Here is a 15581-nt window from a genome sequence, read left to right as displayed (position 1 = left end):
CTTGAAAAATAATGTCTATTCCATAGAATTCATTGATAAAGCTCAAATTGAATATAATAATCTAGACGGCTCACAAAAAGTTTTTGTAGACAAAGGCTTGGAAAGAATTAAAATTCTTGGTACGTCTGCTGGGCAATCTCTCAGTGGAGAATTAAATAAATGTCGTAAATTAAAAAATAAGCCCTTAGGGCTACGCATAATATTTACTCAAACTAATCAAAAAATCAGAATAATAAAAATTATTGCAATCGGACAAAGAGAAGATAAAAAGGTTTACAAATAGGCAACAAAAAGGTATCTGAATATGGAATAAACGAAAAAAGAAACATGATAATCAACGATTAAGTTGGTTGTCATGCTTCTTTTTTGTGTTTCTGAAACGAGTTCCGGAAAACAACTTCATCCGCTTACTACGAATAACAAATGCACCAGCTACGCTTGCACCTTCGTTATCCTAGGTAATGCTCGGAAGTTCCCGTTTTCCTCCACTCTCTACTTCAAAGTCATAGCATTCAAGGCCACAATCACAGTAGAAAACGACATGATCACAGCGCCAACAGCTGGACTCAATACGAATCCTACTCCGGCTAGAACTCCGGCTGCTAGAGGAATTGCTAGAATATTGTATCCAGCTCCCCACCAGAGATTTTCAACTGTCTTACGATATGTCTTAGCAGATAGATTCAAGAACTTAGTAATGTCACTTGGATCTGAGTTGTAGAGAATCACGTCGGCTGAATCGATGGCAACGTCAGTACCAGCACCAATAGCGACACCAATCGTTGCACTGGCCAGACTTGGTGCATCGTTGATACCGTCACCGACCATCATGACGTGATGTCCTTCTAATTCAAGACTCTTGATAACTTTGTGCTTGTCTTCAGGAAGTAATTCGGCTTTGAATTCATCAATTCCAAGTTGCTTTGCGAATGATGCGGCAGCTTCTTTGTTATCACCTGTCAACATGATAGGTGTGATGTTCTTAGCTTTTAGATCTTTGATAAATTGAACGGAGTTGACTTTGACTTTATCACCTAAAGCTACGAATCCAACAACTTTGTCGTCAGCAATCAAGTAACTGATTGTGTTACCTTTGTCCAAATATTGTTGAGCCGCGGCCTTGTCAAAGTCCATTTCATGAGCTTGTAAATATTTCATATTGATCAATAAATATTTGTGTGAATCTTTAGTTGCACTCATACCATATCCCTTGATAGCTTGGATATTATCGAGTTGAGCAGCTTGAACTTTTTGTTCTTTAGCATATTCAACCACACTATTAGCAATTGGGTGACTTGAACCACTTTCGATACCGGCAATTAATGATAGCAGTTGGTCATCGTCCATGTCGCCGGATGCTTTCAAACCATTAACGGTGAACTTACCTTCCGTCAAAGTACCAGTCTTGTCCATGGCAACATAATCGATCTTACGACTATTTTCAATTGCTTGATTATCACGAATAATTAGACCGTTAGTTGCGGCGATTGAAGTACTACGTGCCATAACTAGTGGAATTGCCAAACCTAAAGCGTGAGGACATGCGATTACCAAAACAGTAACCAAACGCATCAAAGCAAGACTCATATTACCAAATACTAACCAATATAAGAATGCCATTAATCCAACAGTAACGGCAGCGTAGAATAACCAGCCCGAAACTCTATCAGCTAACATTTGTGTCTTTGACTTGTTAGTCTGTGCATCTGAGACTAACTTACTGATCTGTGACAAATAACCTTCACTTGAAGTCTTTGTAACTTGAATTCTGATAGTACCTTCACCGTTGATAGATCCACCGACAACTTTGTCACCAATAGATTTCTTAACAGCTTTAGATTCACCAGTAATCAATGATTCGTTGACGTAACTTTCTCCGCTGATAATTGCTGCATCAAGCGGAATAGATTCACCGGCACGAACTTCAACCACATCTCCGGCTTTTACCATAGAAATATCGTGATCCATTGTTTCACTACCGTGAACCATATGAACCTGATTAGGTACTAGTGAAGCAATCTTTTGTAGAGCATTACCTGCACTCATAGTCGACTTCATTTCGATCCAGTGACCTAACAACATAATATCGATCAGTGATGCTAGTTCCCAGAAGAAATCCATAATATTAGTAGAACTATGTAGTATGTTTGTCATTACAAATGAGTACATGCTATAAATATATGCAACACTGATACCCATTGTGATCAAGGTCATCATGGCTGGCTTCTTTGCCTTAAGTTCACCTCTGGCACCAGTCAGAAATGGCTTACCACCATAGAAATACAAGATTGAACTAAGAATCATAATAATCCAACTTGAACCAGGGAAGGTAACTTGGAATGGCAGGTTCAATCCCATGAATGGCGATAAAATAAATACTGGAATAGAAAGTATCAACGAAACCCAGAATTTCTGACGAAGATCGCCCATATCCATCATCATGCCACCGTGATTCATCATCATATGGCCACTGCTCATGCCCATATCATCCATGTTGCCATGATCCATTCCTTTCATATCGTGCATATCCATCTTTTCACTCTTCATATCTTTCATCATGCCGTTGCCTCCAAACAATCACACTTAACGGTTTCAGGTGCGGTTTTCTCTTTTTCTTGTAACAAACTAATTAAATCTCTAATATCGCCCTTTGATATATCCGAATTTTGAATCAAATCTCCGATAGCCTTCCCCTTTTTCATACAACAAAGGTTATCAAACATATTATTAACACTTTGATGAATTGCGTCACTTTCTGTGACTTGGGGATGATAGACATATGGTCTCTTAGATTCATCAGCCTTTAAGAAATTCTTTTTCTGAAGCCGGATAATCAGTGTTTTGATGGTAGCTTGTTTCCACTCAGTCTTCCGTTCCAGAACTTCAATGACTTGTTTACTAGTTGCTTCTCCGAGTGTCCAAATAATTCTCATCACTTGCCATTCGGCTTTTGTCATATTCTCGATTTCTTTCATAATAGTTATTTCCTTCTCGTTTACATTTGTAATCTTTATTACAAAACATAGTTTACAACTGTAATCGAAAATTGTAAAGAAAAAAGACATAATCAAATTTATTTTTGAATATGTCTTTACTAAAGCCTATTTATAGCCATTTGCACGATTTGAAGTTGTGATATTCTGATTCACATTCTTTGTAGCTTTCTTCAAAGCCTTATGAATATCTCCACCGTTATATGATTCTTCCATCGCTACTTCTTCTAATTGACGAGTAACTTGCATCCCTTCAAGCAGGATACCTGAGTTTACGTAATTAGGTTTTGCATCTGCTAGTTGTTGACCAGGAACCTTAGCTTCTGGATTCTTAGCGTAAAGATCTTTTAAAATCTTTTCTTTTTGTGAATCCTTGTTGAGTGCTAGATAACCTGTTGATTTTTGCCATTGAGCTTGAACTGCTGGACTCAAAGCATACTTAGCAAATTCATAGGCACCTTGTTGAACTGCTTTTGGTTTGTCGTTTGAGATCCATAATGCTGCCCCACCAATTGATACACCGTTGGCTTTTTGGCCGTCTGGATGTGGGAAGTATGTAATTCCAAGTTGATCTTTGTTGTTGGCTGTTAGTTCACCGATACTTGCTGAAGATTGGATAAAGATACCAACCTTACCAGCTAAGAATCCGGCAGTTTGGTTAGCACCAGCACTGGCACCAGAACCGTAATTGATGAAGTCGCCTGACTTGATATTTTTGTGGATCCATTCAAGGAACTTAACAGTTGAAGGATTGTCCATATCAATACCAGTTGGAATACCGGTGTGACCATTGTTGTTGTTTGCTAAAGCTGTACCAGCATTAGTTGTAGCTTGTTCCAGTAACCAACCATAAATTTGAACCGTCATACCCTTAGTCTTGTGACCTGAACGTTCATATAATTGTTGAGCTACACGAGTAATATCTGAGTACGTTGGCGAAACAGGTGGTGGTGTAATCTTATACTTCTTCAATAATGAAGCATTGTAGTATAGAACTGGTTGTGATGTATTGAATGGCATTGCTTGTTGCTTACCACCATTTGAATAGAATGATCTAGCGGCTGGAGCAATTTTTTCAATATCAAAACTTGGATCTTTGTCAATAAAATTTTGAACTGGTGTTGTGTACTTACTGTGGATCATTTGAGCTGTCGCAATATCAAAAGCTTGGAAAACAGCTGGTGATGTACTTGTACCATGTGTTTGAAGGATCTTTTGGATGGCTTCATCGTATGAACCTTGATACTTTGGTACAACTTCATATTTTGATTGTGACTTATTGAAGCCATTAACTACTTCTTCAAGCGCATCTTCAGATGCTCCACCTAATTCATGCCAGAAAACAACTTGTGTTCTATCTGATGAGCTAGATGATTTAACAGGTTTGTTAGTTGTAAAAATACCAACAAACACTGCAGCAATAATTAAGGTTAATGAAATCAGTGAGTTCTTTAGTCGTTTATTCATTTTACTTAACGGCTCCTTCATTCATACCAGATTTGAAGTAATGTTGGCCAATGAACAATACAAGGATTGTTGGAATAACAATAATTGCTGCACTGGCTTGGATCATACCCCAGTCATTAAATGTTTCTTCAGATTGCAATTGACGCAAACCATTTTGAATCAGTCGTGAATTATTACTAAAAGTAGTAAGCATTGGCCATAAATATTGATTCCAAGCACCTAAGAAACTATATGCTCCCAAAGTGATCAAACTTACTTTGTTATATGGCAAAACAATGTTCCAGTAGAATTGGAAATGATTCAATCCCTCAATATCGGCCGCTTCCTTAAGCTCACTTGGTGTTTGCATGAATGCTTGACGCAACATAAATGTACCAAAGGCTGAAGTTAAAAATGGAATCAATAATACTGAATAATGATCTAACATACCTAAGTTCTTCACCGTTGTGAAGTTAGGAATAATCTCTGCTTCAAACGGAAGCATCATTGTGATCAAGAATAAAACGAAGATAGCATTACGATACTTGAACTTTAAGAATACAAAGGCATAAGCACTCATTGAACAGAATACTAATTGTGCTGCCATTGTTAGAACAGAAACTACTAAACTGTTTCCTAAGTAACGCAAAATCGGTGTCTTTGTAAAAGCTGATACGTAGTTGTTAAGAGATAAGTCAGTGCTTAAGAAATTGCCCTTAGCAATTTCCATAGTTGGTAGAAAACTTGTCCAAATACCAATAAAGAATGGAGCCAAGATTACAAATGCCAGTAGCAAAAGTAATGTATAGCTAACAATCTTATTCAAACGGCTTGGTTTGTTTGTACTAATCATTAATAGTTCACCCGTTTTTCTAAGAATTTGAATTGTAAGAATGTGAAGAAGGCAATAATAACTGTTAAGATAATTGCTTCTGAACTGGCTTGTGCATAATTACCACTGTAAAAGGCATCCTTGTAGATTCTATAAACTAACATGTTAGTTGAGTTTGTAGGACCACCCTTAGTAATCAAATCGATCAAACCAAAACTCTTGAATCCTTCGATCAAAGTAATTGTTGAAACGAAGAAAAGTGTTGGTGAGATCATTGGTACAGTGATCTTGAAGAATTGACGACGTTCTGATGCACCCTCAATACTTGCTGCTTCGTACAAAGTAGTTGGTACTGCTGAGATAGCACCTAATAAGATCAAGAAAGTGAATCCTAAGTTCATCCAAACAGTTGTGATAATAACGGCCCACATTGCCATCGTTGGATCTGTTAACCAATTGATAACTGGTAGACCTAACAGGTTACTTAGCAATGCAAAGAATCCAGTTGATGGATTGAAAATGAATAGCCAGAAAATTGCGGCAACAGAAACTGAAACACCCATCGTTACTGAGTAAAGGGTTCTGAAAATACCAATACCTGGTAGTCGCTTACTTGCCAAATTAGCTAATAATAACCCAATTCCAACGGTTAAAACTGTTACTGCGAACACATAGACTAACGTTGAACCTAAACTAGCAATGTATTCTGGCGAACCTAATAAATCGGTATAGTTACCCAGTCCGTTGAAGACAGTTGTTTTACCTAAAGTATTTGTTAAAAACATACTGATATAAAGTGTTCTGAGCATTGGGTAAAATACAAAAACACTCAAGATTAAAAGTGACGGGCCTAAAAATAGTGCTGCGTAGTATTTGTCTTTTGCATTTAATGAGAAAGTACGATGTTTAGTCTTTGCCTCTGTCTTAGATCCAACCACCGTAGGAGTTGTTGATTTAAGCATTGACCAAATCCCCCATTTCCATCGGGATACGTTTGTTCAATGAATCGAACAAGAAGATGTTGTTACTTGAACTGATTTTAATTTTTTCAAAGGCTGCATATACTGCCTTACCCGGTAAGAGAACTCTGATATCATGACCACTGTTTGTTGTTGCATAAACAATAGTTTCGTCTCCTAGGAACTCTGTACTCTTAACAGTTGCATTAGCAAATAATTCATCTGCATGTTCAATTGATAATTCACCAGGGCGAATACCGATCTTAGTAGCCTTGTCAGTGATTTTTTGTTCCATACGGATTTCAAAATCACCATCAACATTCAATGTATAATCATCAATCTTTTGGGCGGGCATAACATTAATAAGCGGTGTACCAAAGAAATTAGCCACAAACGCATTAGCTGGTTGTTGATAAATTTCTGTTGGCGTACCAATTTGTTGAACCTCATGATCGTTTAATACCATGATATGATCAGCCATTGTCATTGCTTCAACTTGATCATGAGTAACATAGATCAAAGTAATACCAAGCTTTCTTTGTAGTTGGTAAATTTCTTGGCGCATCTTAACACGCAATTGTGCGTCCAAGTTTGATAAAGGTTCATCCATCAAACAAATCTTAGCGTCACTAGCAACTGCACGAGCAAGAGCCACACGTTGGCGTTGACCACCAGACAATTCACGTGGTTTGCGATCCTTGAACTCACTCAAACTAACCATATCCAAGGCATCATTAACACGTTGATGCACCTCGGCTTGATCGAGCTTTCTAGCCTTCAAACCAAAGGCAACGTTGTCCCAAACGTTCAAGAATGGGAACAGTGCGTAACTTTGGAAAACCATTGTTAACTTACGATCCTTAGGTTGTAAGTCATTCACAACTTGACCATCAATACTGATCTCACCGTCAGAAATTTCTGTTAATCCCGCAATCATGCGCAACAACGTACTCTTACCGCATCCAGAAGGTCCAACGATAACAAAGAACTCCCCTGTTTCGATTTCAGCAGATACGTTATTCAAAATAACGTTGTTTGCGCCGTAATTTTTTGATACTTGATTCAAAATTGTAGACATCTTATTCACCCCATATAAATTTCGGTACATTTAGTATGTGGTAAGGATGTATATTTCTTTCTTATTTATTGTAAAGTTTGTGTAAATTTTCAGAGATTATTTATAAGAAAATTGATTTTGATAAATAAATAGTATAAAAAAATCCTCAACCAATAAATATTTCTATTGGTTGAGGACATTTATTTTTATATATTAAAATGCTCGAACGTTACCGACTTTTAACACGCTCTAAACGCGCTCTATCTAATAGGACATGCTCCACTTTCACAATCAGATTGATCAACAAGTTCAATATCTTTCTTATCATGATTATCGTTCATCTCAGCAAATTTCTTAGCAACATTACCGCTGATCATGGATTCACGTTCCTTGTAGACTTTTTTATTGATTGGTTCTTTAGGAGCCTGTTTGAATTCACCACCACTATATGGTAGCAATGAAGTTGACTTAGTGATGTTTCTGTATTGATACATCAATGGGGCAATTTCATCGGATTCCTCTGGTTGGAATGTAACAGTACAACTTACAGCATTGTCTGACCAGTAAGTTTGTAGGAATGCTTGTGTAGCAAACTGCTCAGCAATTGAAACATTACCAGCAGATGCGAAGTTAGGATTGTCGGCATTGACAGCCTTAACTGGGAATTCGACACACATTGTATGTTTAGTATAAACATCAGGCTCGATCTTGTAACCACATGCCTTCAATGCTGGAAGCAATGGATCACTGTCTTGGAATCTGATTCTTTGAATCAAGTAACCGGCATAGTGGAAGTGCATTCCTTCTGATACACCGGCAAGTTTGGCAACTGTACCTGATGGCTTAACAGTTGTGTGTTTGATTGAAGTATTACAATTCAATTCATTTGAATAATCTTCATCAGCTTTGACAACTGAGTGGTACAAGTCATCAAATCTCTTAACGATTCTCTTATCATAAATAGGCTTCTTGATGGCAACACCATCTTGATCCTTAGTATCTTCAAATCCCGTAACAACACGATTACCGAACGTATTTAAGATCCAATCTTGAATACCTGACATTGAGACACCGATACGACGATTCTTTTGGATAGCTTTACGAGAAACTTCCCAATCATAACTGCTGAATGTAACACGCTTTGTATATCTAGCAGCTAAATCAAAAGCTTCTTCAAGTTCCCAGCCTTGCTTTTCGGCAATAACTGGGAAGACTTCGAACAAGTTACATGGTTCACCATTGCTTAATGAAATTTCACCACAAGGATTAGTTCCCTCAACAGCGTCATCAATTCCTGGTTGGTAACCATCAGCGATACGGCCATAATTACGTGATAACTCGAGATTAACAATGCCGGGTTCACCGTTATGAACGATAGAATCAGCAATCGGTTGATACTTATTAAACTTAGAATCAACAGCAACACTGTTATTTGATGCCCAACGGTGATGGTATAGCTTCTCTTGATCTTGTTTCATAGTAATGAAGTCATTATCAGTGGCACCACCAAGTGCCAATTCAGCTGAACGACGAACATTACCAGCAACAACAGTCTTACCGATCAAGTTACCCATATCGGTACAGTCAACTGAGGTCAATTGCTTGCCAACGGCATTATCCAAAACTTCATTGATGTCGAAGAACATTTCGATCAATGGTACAGGACCTGAAGCGGTACCGCCGAAGCCCTTGATCTTGGCACCCTTAGGACGAATATCTGTGATATCCAAAACAACATCATTAACATCTTCCGCATTAGTAGCAGAGAAGTGAGCATCGATCATATTAGCATTGGCAACCACCCAGCCTTCACGAGTATCTGGAAGCTTGTAGAAACGAACGTCAGCGATGTCGTGATCCTTTAAGTAGTCTTCACGATCAATTGCACCTGCTTCGATCGAATCCTTGTAAGAAGCGCTAGATTTGCTGATAAGTACAGTTAGATTAACCTTCTTATCAACAACAGGCATTTGCTTCATATTGTCAGGAACAACGGAGAAACCAACGCCGCCACCCTTCATCAATTGATCAAACATGAATGAAAATGGCATTGATACAGCGACTTGGTCTTCATTAAGATAACTAGGAAGAATATGACTATCACCGTACTTTTGTGGTCTGATAGCAATAAACCAACAGTTGTTCAAAGCATCCCCGTTACGGTCTTGATATTCAGTACCAGAGATCCAGAGGTTTCTACCTGATGGAGTTGCTGCTAATCCGTAGACCAATTTATATAATTCTTTAGCCTCACTAACCAAGCTTTGATATTGTTCTTCAGTCAATGATTCATCTTTCAAACGAGGATCAAGATTAATGTTACCTTCGATTACACGTTTAACAGTTTCTGACCAGTTCTCAGTACGTCCTAATTCTGGGATCCAACGTGCATAAGTACGCTTGTAAGTAACCCAGCCTAATTCTCCCCAATGTGGTTTAACTGTTGCTTTTACTTCATCAATAAATTCATCGTCTAATTTGATTTTTCTTAATAAGTTCATCATTATGTATCACTCCAATTAATTCGTTACAACACTATATATGGTATCTCATTGGTGATTATATAACAAGATGTGGTGTTTGTTAATCAAATTGATGAACCTGATTTTCATCGTCATAATCGCCGCTATTCTCGGCATCCATGAGTTGGTTTTTGTATAAAATTTTTTTTAGGAATTAAATTTTGATTCAACTTAATTCAAGTGTCATTTTGAAATCCGCAACTTCCATTCTAATATGCTTATCGCATGATAAGCAATGATAAATTTAATTAGACCTTTTTGGTAAATTTCAAGTATTTTTAATTATTTTCTTTTCTGTTATAGGACCAAAAAAGCCACAAACTTTTGCATTTGTGGCTCATAATATTCAACTATATTGACCTAAACTGGTGCTGCATCGCTTACACAAACATATTCATCAGTTGCTACTCTGAAGTAACTAACTCCAGCGAGATTTACCTCTCTGTCAGTATGCCAATATGATCCGGGTGCCAAAGCACGTCCAGTAATTCTGGCTCCATCTCTAGTGTAGATTGGTGCCGGAGTTGTGGAGCTAGTAACTCGGACAGTGCCGTCAAAAGGTGTATATGGATAATCAGCGGGTTGTCCAGTGATATATTCATTAGTGGCTACTTCAAAGTAATATTTACCGCTGATGGAAATAGTCTTTCCTAGACGCCATGAGGTACCCACTGCTAAGTATCTACCCGTAAACACGCCTCGACTATCATAGATTCGTTCCGACGATCCATATATCGTCATACATTTGACGCCCGATTCAGGGTTAGAACTCTCCCAAGTATCGGCGTTTGCCGTGACTGTACCCAACGAACTGACACCCATTAATAGTGCTGGTGAAATTGCAATTAATCCCATTGTTAAATTTTTAAGAAGATTTTTTTTCATATTATTATTGCCTCGAGATTATTATTTGACTCGACGCTAAGATAGCACCATAAAAATCGGGATACAAATAAATAGAAACGAATTAAATAGACGAAAAGTACAAAACGTAAATACCAAATTACCTGACAGTTATGAAACGTATATCAAATATCAGGTATATTATGCTAATATTACTATGGTGGTTTATTAGAGAATTTATAAATAACTAAGGAAACACAAGAGCAGTCTAAAACCCTAGGCTGCTTTTATTCGTTCGAGGGGGAAAATCATTACTAAAATTCAAAGTATTATAAATAAAATCATTTTAGTTTGTATTGCAATTTTTACAAGTGTTGTCTTCTTGTTAATGCTGTCATTTTATTATCACAACTTTTTATTCCAGAATACGGTTGGAAGTATTTCAATCATCATTCTATTTGTTTTGATCATATTATTGGCCGGATATATATTAATGAAAATCCGAACTGATAGTAAAAAGACTAATAACATCGTTCTAATTTCAATGTTATTAGTTTTTGGAATCGTCGCATTGACCTGGGTACTCAACGTACCTAATACTCAATGGAGTGACTTCGGTAACTTCTGGAGTCGCGCACCCGGATACTTCAAGGGTGACAAGTTGTATTATTCTGACCAAGATTACTTTGTCAATTATGCTTATCAAACAGGATTCATGGTCTATATTCTTGGACTAGTTAAATTTTTTGGATATAAGATCTTTGTAGTTCAATTTTTGAATGTAGTCTATCAAGTTCTAACTTTATTGATAACTTATCTTTTAGCAAATAAGATTTTTAATAATATCAAGATTGCTCGTCTTGCGGTTCTGTTATTAATGGTTGATCTAGATTGGTTTGCCTTGAACAGTCAAGCAAGTAACCAATACTTAGGTTCATTACTATACTTGGTAACCTTCTATCTATTATTCCAAGATAAACTTTGGAGCTATATCTTGGCCGGTGTAACATTGACTGCTGGTTGTCTGATCAGGCCTATTGGTCCGGTCATGATTGCCGGTATAATCGTATTCACACTGATCTATGTTTTGATGAAACATAAGGATTACAAAACCAGTTTAAAATTCTTGCTGACTTTGGCGATCTATTTTGTTCTTTTCAGTCTAGCTGGTGTAGGTATCAAGGCATCCGGAATCAATGAATATGGTCTAAGTAACAACGATCCACAGTGGAAGTTCTTAACTGGATTGAATTACGAATCTAGTGGAACCTATTCAAATGACCTCAACAGTGTCATTGATCCACATAAGAACCGTGCACAAAACAGAAAGTCTGAAAAATTAAAAGTCCAATCTGAATTAAAATATTTGAATCAAAACAACGCCTGGTTGACATTATTCATTAGAAAGACACAAATACTTTGGTCTGGCAGAACCATGGCAACCGACTTCACAAATTACTCACAAATCCATTCTACAAAGGCTGTCACAATAATTAATTACCTGGCTTACATTGGTTCAGTAATATTGATAGTCTTCTCGTGGATCGGTTCACTTGAGCTGTTCAGAACCAAGTTTGATGATAAGTTCTACTTGCTATTACTACCACTAATGGCATTCGCAGTCGCCAACCTCATCATTGAGGTTCAAGGCCGATATCGAATCGAATTCTTGCCAATAATTTCAGTCATGGCTGGCTTAGGTATCTACAAAGTAGTCTTGGCAATAAATAGTGTTCGTACAAAAAGTAAATTTCCTGGAACCATGGAGGAAGAAATAGATACTACTGATTAGTTCGATAAAAAATAGCCTCAATAATCATCCAATATGATTATTGAGGCTATTTTGCTTTTAAACTACATATGTAGTAGCGACCCATTCATTTGTGGCAACACGACGATATGTGACACCACTTACTTCTGTGGTCTTATCAGTTTGCCAATCAGTATTATTCATCAAAGCACGGTTTGTTACTCTGGCAAATGTTCCATCGCTTCTAAGAGCCATAATTGGAACGTAAGCACCGTTTGGATTGTTTACACGTAGAACATTGGCAGCTGGTGTATTGTTGTTAGAACCAGCATTAGTGTTGCTTCCACCATCACGGTAAACACCACCAAAGTTCTTCAAGTTGTTGTAATATGTAACAACTAAGTCATTAAATTGATCCATGCTATAACCCATTGAGGCAAAGAAACCAGTCGGATCAGTATGTGTTATTTCACCATACATCTTACTTACTTGATTATGTGAAAGAATTGTTTGACCAGGAACAGCTGGTAATCCATATTGTATCAACTTAGCGGCAACATAATATGCATCATTAGCAATTGATCTAGCAAATGCATCTTGTGAATGTGTTTCGCACAACTCAACTTGAACATACTTAGCATTAGCCGTTGGACCAGCACCCCAAACACCATAGTCAGTACTGTGAATATTGATTATTGCATTGTTATCCACAAAGGCGTGCACATATGACTGCATGTTAGGCCATTCGCGGTTGAAGTAAGATACTTCATTCTCAGCAGTAGCACCATAGTCCGCTGTTTCATGAACAACGACACCTTCTGGCTTGCCGACACCATTTTCATAACCAAACCAATCGCTAAATGTACCTTCACGATATTGAATTGCGACCGGTTGAATCCGATTATCGATAATGTATTCATTAGTCGTAGCAGCTTGTGCATTAGTTGTATTACTTGTTATTAGCAATACACCAAAAAAGACAGCTATTAAACCGAATAGCCAAGCTACACTCCTATTTACTTTTTTACTCATGTATCTCATTCCCCCTAGTTCATCCAACATTAACTATACCGCGCTGAATATTACATGATATAAAGATTTGATTACAAATTTATTACATAACACAAAAAAAGACGCAAATTTCTAATTAAAGAAATTTACGTCTAAAAATATTATTTGTTGATATATGATTCAACAAGCTTCTTGTTATCTTCGTTAGTGATTGATTCATTAACTGCGCGATCAGCTAATTCTTTAAGATCAGCTGTGCTCATCTTCTTCATCAAACTTCTTACACGAAGGACAGATGTAGCACTCATTGAGTATTCATCTAGACCCATTCCAAGTAACAATGGAACCATGATGTTGTCACCAGCAGCTTCACCACACATACCAGCCCACTTGCCTTCTGCATGAGCTGAGTCAATAACGTGTTTAACTAGTCTCAAGATTGAAGGATTGTATGGTTGATATAGGTATGAAACGTGTTCGTTACCACGATCAGCAGCCATTGTGTATTGGATCAAGTCGTTTGTACCTATACTGAAGAAGTCAACTTCTTTAGCAAATTGGTCTGCTAGAACAGCAGCAGCAGGAACTTCCATCATCATACCTAATTGGATATGATCAGAAACTTCTACGCCCTTTTCAACTAACTTAGCTTTTTCTTCTTCAAAAATCTTCTTAGCAGCTCTAAATTCAGCTAATGTACCGATCATAGGGAACATGATACGTAATTGACCGAATGCAGATGCACGCAATAAGGCTCTAAGTTGTGTTCTGAAGATTTCTTGTCTATCCAAACTGATACGAATAGCACGGTAACCCAAGAATGGGTTCATTTCTTCTGGAAGTGGTAGGTATGACAAGTGCTTGTCACCACCAATATCCATTGTACGAACAACAACTGGCTTGCCTTTCATACCTTCAAGAACTGTCTTGTATGCTTCAAATTGGTCATCTTCTGTAGGAAGTTCCTCAGATTGCATGTACAAGAATTCTGTACGGTAAAGTCCGATACCTTCGGCACCATTGGCAATAACGCCATCAAGGTCGTCAGGTGTACCGATATTAGCGGCAATATCAAAGTGTTTACCATCAGCAGTAACTGTGGCTTCATTCTTTAATTTTTCCCATTCTGCCTTTTGAGCAGCAAAGTCTTTTGCCATCTTATCGTATTTCTTGATATCTTCATCTGAAGGGTCAATAATAGCTGCACCGTTAAGTCCATCAAGGATTACAGTTTGGCCTTCTTTAACATCTCCAGTGATTGTGTTTGTACCAACAACAGCTGGTAATTCCAAAGAACGAGCCATGATAGCTGAGTGAGCAGTACGTCCACCGATATCAGTAACGAATCCTTTGACATATTTCTTATTCAATTGAGCAGTATCACTAGGTGTCAAATCATGAGCAATAATAATTACTTCGTGATCGATCAATGAAGGATTAGGTAATTCTACACCAAGAAGATGTGCCATAACACGTTTTGTGACATCGCGTACATCGGCAGCACGTTCTTGCATGTAAGGATTGTCAGTCATTCCTTCAAAAATAGCGATAAAGTTCTTTGACACATCGTCAAGTGCTTGTTCAGCATTAACTGATTGGTCTTTAATTTCTTGTTCAACTGCACCAGTAAATTCTGGATCAGCCAAGATCATTTTATGTGCGTCAAAGACTTGAGCTTCCTCTTCACCAAGTGATTCCTTGGCAACGTCTCTGATTTTTGTTAGTTCAGCATCTGATGTTGCGATTGCATCCTTTAAACGACTAACTTCGGCGTCAGCGTCAGAAATGCTCTTTTTATCGAAAGACAAATCTGGTTGAACTAAAAGGTATGCTTCAGCAGTAGCGATACCATCACTAGCTGCAATCCCTTTGATAGTTTTCACCATTATTCAGCAAGTCCTTCCTTTGTCATTGTATCTGAAATAGCAACAATTGCCTCAGAAGCGTCATCACCGTCAGCAGTAATTGTAACGTCAGCACCTTGGCCAACACCTAGTGACATAACACCCATGATTGACTTAAGGTTAACTGATTTACCGTTGAATTCAATGTTGATGTCTGAAGCAAACTTGCTAGCAGCTTGTACTAACATAGTAGCTGGACGTGCGTGAATACCTGTTTCTGCAATAATGTGAAATTCTTTCTTTTCCATAATATAAATACCTCAC

At 37.7% G+C, this 15581-nt stretch carries 13 protein-coding genes; 2 read left to right on the top strand and 11 right to left on the bottom strand.

Annotated features, from left to right (window positions below; genetic code table 11):
• Window position 1 precedes the first annotated feature (1 nt).
• On the top strand, window positions 2-283 hold the full coding sequence (locus JCM14932_RS14070; RefSeq protein WP_034542290.1) for a hypothetical protein: 282 nt from the start codon (window positions 2-4) through the stop codon (window positions 281-283).
• A gap of 209 nt (window positions 284-492) precedes the next feature.
• Here the strand turns inward: JCM14932_RS14070 and JCM14932_RS00840 are convergent, their stop codons facing one another.
• The 8 genes from JCM14932_RS00840 to JCM14932_RS00805 form a co-directional block, all read right to left on the bottom strand.
• Window positions 493-2559, bottom strand: coding sequence for a heavy metal translocating P-type ATPase (locus tag JCM14932_RS00840; protein WP_025023182.1), 2067 nt, complete (start codon window positions 2557-2559; stop codon window positions 493-495).
• Window positions 2556-2975, bottom strand: coding sequence for a CopY/TcrY family copper transport repressor (locus JCM14932_RS00835; protein WP_025023181.1), 420 nt, complete (start codon window positions 2973-2975; stop codon window positions 2556-2558). Before JCM14932_RS00835 ends, JCM14932_RS00840 begins: the two co-directional genes overlap by 4 nt.
• A gap of 126 nt (window positions 2976-3101) precedes the next feature.
• A complete protein-coding gene (locus tag JCM14932_RS00830) occupies window positions 3102-4460 on the bottom strand; it encodes an ABC transporter substrate-binding protein (RefSeq protein WP_025023180.1) in 1359 nt (452 codons plus the stop codon).
• Between the two features lies 1 nt (window position 4461).
• A complete protein-coding gene (locus tag JCM14932_RS00825) occupies window positions 4462-5292 on the bottom strand; it encodes a carbohydrate ABC transporter permease (RefSeq protein ID WP_025023179.1) in 831 nt (276 codons plus the stop codon).
• Window positions 5292-6233 carry a carbohydrate ABC transporter permease gene (locus tag JCM14932_RS00820; protein ID WP_025023178.1) on the bottom strand — a complete coding sequence of 314 codons (942 nt, stop codon included), beginning with the start codon at window positions 6231-6233 and terminating at the stop codon, window positions 5292-5294. Before JCM14932_RS00820 ends, JCM14932_RS00825 begins: the two co-directional genes overlap by 1 nt.
• Window positions 6226-7308 carry an ABC transporter ATP-binding protein gene (locus tag JCM14932_RS00815; RefSeq protein ID WP_025023177.1) on the bottom strand — a complete coding sequence of 361 codons (1083 nt, stop codon included), beginning with the start codon at window positions 7306-7308 and terminating at the stop codon, window positions 6226-6228. Before JCM14932_RS00815 ends, JCM14932_RS00820 begins: the two co-directional genes overlap by 8 nt.
• Before the next feature lie 239 nt (window positions 7309-7547).
• The gene (gene nrdJ, locus JCM14932_RS00810; RefSeq protein WP_025023176.1) at window positions 7548-9788 is read right to left on the bottom strand and encodes a ribonucleoside-triphosphate reductase, adenosylcobalamin-dependent; all 2241 of its coding nucleotides are present in this window, start codon (window positions 9786-9788) and stop codon (window positions 7548-7550) included.
• 381 nt (window positions 9789-10169) lie between these two features.
• Window positions 10170-10694: an SLAP domain-containing protein gene (locus JCM14932_RS00805; protein ID WP_025023175.1), complete on the bottom strand. Its 525-nt coding sequence runs from the start codon at window positions 10692-10694 to the stop codon at window positions 10170-10172.
• A 451-nt stretch (window positions 10695-11145) separates the two neighbouring features.
• Here JCM14932_RS00805 and JCM14932_RS00800 point away from each other — a divergent pair, with 451 nt between their 5' ends.
• On the top strand, window positions 11146-12444 hold the full coding sequence (locus tag JCM14932_RS00800) for an ArnT family glycosyltransferase (RefSeq protein WP_235700485.1): 1299 nt from the start codon (window positions 11146-11148) through the stop codon (window positions 12442-12444).
• Between the two features lie 57 nt (window positions 12445-12501).
• On the opposite strand, the gene JCM14932_RS00795 is transcribed toward JCM14932_RS00800, so the two are convergent.
• From JCM14932_RS00795 to JCM14932_RS00785, 3 genes are all read right to left on the bottom strand, one after another.
• Window positions 12502-13434: a peptidoglycan recognition protein family protein gene (locus JCM14932_RS00795; protein WP_025023173.1), complete on the bottom strand. Its 933-nt coding sequence runs from the start codon at window positions 13432-13434 to the stop codon at window positions 12502-12504.
• 140 nt (window positions 13435-13574) lie between these two features.
• Window positions 13575-15299 carry a phosphoenolpyruvate--protein phosphotransferase gene (gene ptsP, locus JCM14932_RS00790; protein ID WP_025023172.1) on the bottom strand — a complete coding sequence of 575 codons (1725 nt, stop codon included), beginning with the start codon at window positions 15297-15299 and terminating at the stop codon, window positions 13575-13577.
• Entirely contained in the window at window positions 15299-15565 is a 267-nt protein-coding gene (locus tag JCM14932_RS00785) for a phosphocarrier protein HPr (protein ID WP_025023171.1), read from the bottom strand. Before JCM14932_RS00785 ends, ptsP begins: the two co-directional genes overlap by 1 nt.
• Window positions 15566-15581 lie beyond the last annotated feature (16 nt).

The organism is Companilactobacillus nodensis DSM 19682 = JCM 14932 = NBRC 107160, from assembly GCF_000615905.1.
GTDB lineage: Bacteria > Bacillota > Bacilli > Lactobacillales > Lactobacillaceae > Companilactobacillus > Companilactobacillus nodensis.
Note: the sequence above shows the minus strand (reverse complement) of the source record. Positions and strands in the feature narration are given on the sequence as shown.

Coding starts and splice junctions, on each gene's coding strand:
- ptsP (WP_025023172.1), bottom strand. CDS start 15,299: ATGGTGAAAACTATCAAAGGGATTGCAGCTAGTGATGGTATCGCTACT.
- JCM14932_RS00805 (WP_025023175.1), bottom strand. CDS start 10,694: ATGAAAAAAAATCTTCTTAAAAATTTAACAATGGGATTAATTGCAATT.
- JCM14932_RS00815 (WP_025023177.1), bottom strand. CDS start 7,308: ATGTCTACAATTTTGAATCAAGTATCAAAAAATTACGGCGCAAACAAC.
- JCM14932_RS00835 (WP_025023181.1), bottom strand. CDS start 2,975: ATGAAAGAAATCGAGAATATGACAAAAGCCGAATGGCAAGTGATGAGA.
- JCM14932_RS00820 (WP_025023178.1), bottom strand. CDS start 6,233: ATGCTTAAATCAACAACTCCTACGGTGGTTGGATCTAAGACAGAGGCA.
- JCM14932_RS00795 (WP_025023173.1), bottom strand. CDS start 13,434: ATGAGTAAAAAAGTAAATAGGAGTGTAGCTTGGCTATTCGGTTTAATA.
- JCM14932_RS00840 (WP_025023182.1), bottom strand. CDS start 2,559: ATGATGAAAGATATGAAGAGTGAAAAGATGGATATGCACGATATGAAA.
- JCM14932_RS00785 (WP_025023171.1), bottom strand. CDS start 15,565: ATGGAAAAGAAAGAATTTCACATTATTGCAGAAACAGGTATTCACGCA.
- JCM14932_RS00830 (WP_025023180.1), bottom strand. CDS start 4,460: ATGAATAAACGACTAAAGAACTCACTGATTTCATTAACCTTAATTATT.
- nrdJ (WP_025023176.1), bottom strand. CDS start 9,788: ATGAACTTATTAAGAAAAATCAAATTAGACGATGAATTTATTGATGAA.
- JCM14932_RS00825 (WP_025023179.1), bottom strand. CDS start 5,292: ATGATTAGTACAAACAAACCAAGCCGTTTGAATAAGATTGTTAGCTAT.
- JCM14932_RS00800 (WP_235700485.1), top strand. CDS start 11,146: ATGAAAATCCGAACTGATAGTAAAAAGACTAATAACATCGTTCTAATT.